General features: G+C 62.6%; 2 protein-coding genes. Both read right to left on the bottom strand.

Translation table 11 applies throughout. From position 1 onward, the window contains the following. Positions 1-220: 220 nt before the first annotated feature. Complete coding sequence (locus ACFXKA_RS42960) at positions 221-406, bottom strand: hypothetical protein (RefSeq protein ID WP_379431903.1); 186 nt, start codon at positions 404-406, stop codon at positions 221-223. A 154-nt stretch (positions 407-560) separates the two neighbouring features. Further along, the gene (locus ACFXKA_RS42955) at positions 561-911 is read right to left on the bottom strand and encodes a hypothetical protein (RefSeq protein WP_379431902.1); all 351 of its coding nucleotides are present in this window, start codon (positions 909-911) and stop codon (positions 561-563) included. Positions 912-1,249: the final 338 nt, after the last annotated feature.

Raw genomic sequence — 1,249 nt, 5'->3', positions numbered from 1 at the left:
GAAGCTGGACGACATACTCCACCAAGGAAACCCGCCGCGGTTGAGCGAGGTGATCCGGGGAATACAGACCAGTTGAATACGGGTCCTTACCAGTCTCCACCCCCGGTACCTCCCGTCTCGACAGAGCAGGCGCTGATCATCGCCCCGACGGCGCACGCGGCAGAGGTTTGCTCCGAATTCTCCGCAAGAAGCCAGTTCGGAAAGGGAAACGATAGTGGATCTATCCGCTCTCATCACAGCACTGCGGCGCAGAACGGGCTGCGCCGCAGTGCCGGGTGTTCAACCGATTGGACACCACGAACGTGATGAGCGTGAAGGTCATCATGGTCAGTCCGGTGTTCACGGCCGCCACGATCGCGATGCGCCGCCAACCCGCCCGCCGCACCCGCAGGCTCGGCCACCGCACCAGATCGCCCTCATCGCACCGGATCTCGAATTCCGGACTCTCGGGTAGCCAGGTCGGCCGAGCAGGTTCACGCGAAGTTCGTCGCCAGACTTCGGCTTTCGGACTAGGTTGATTTCAGTTTCAGTGGCGGTGAGCCAGCTCGTGAAACCTGGGCTCAGAATCCGAGCCCGGACGATCCCGTGCTCGGGCCGGTCGCCGGGCCACCACCGTCCACCAAGCGCCAGACACCGCAGCTCGTCGTCGAGAACGTTGCGGCATTGCTTCCGATACCGATCTGGATCTGTCCACCGCTGCCGCGAATCGCCGCGCCGATACCTCCCGAAAACAGCACGTTCCCACCCGCGTCCGCGACGGTGAACACACAGTCATCATTGGCGTGATACGTCATATACTGCCCCGGTGCAATGTCGCTCGGGACCGCATAGACCCCATCGTGGTCCAACACGGTGACCGCCGACAGGGCCGGACCTGTACCGGCGACCGCGGCGGTGACGCCGAAACCCACGATGCTCGTCACCGCCATAAGGCTGCTTCTCTGCTTTGACATGCTGAATAGTTTGCACAGACAGCCTGACAAGCCGCTGGCAGCCGCTGACAGCGGGTCGTTTCGCGAACACCGGGAGCCACGTCGGAACTCGGGTCGGTAGCGAGTCCCGCTGGAATGAGGTTGTGTTGTGGTGAGCTCGACCAGGCGTTTTGCCCGCCCTGCGGACGATCCTGCCCGTGGGTTCCATCAGCGTGAAATCTGGGGGACTTTCGGATTAACGGTGGATCCGACCTCGGTGTGGGTTAGTTCCCGGTCGGGTAGATCCGGCCTTCGAAGGTGATGGCGAAGGCGTTGAG

The sequence above is a fragment of the Nocardia sp. NPDC059228 genome (genome assembly GCF_042754245.1).
In the GTDB taxonomy this organism is placed as follows: domain Bacteria; phylum Actinomycetota; class Actinomycetes; order Mycobacteriales; family Mycobacteriaceae; genus Nocardia.
This window is presented reverse-complemented; position numbering and strand designations above follow the sequence as displayed.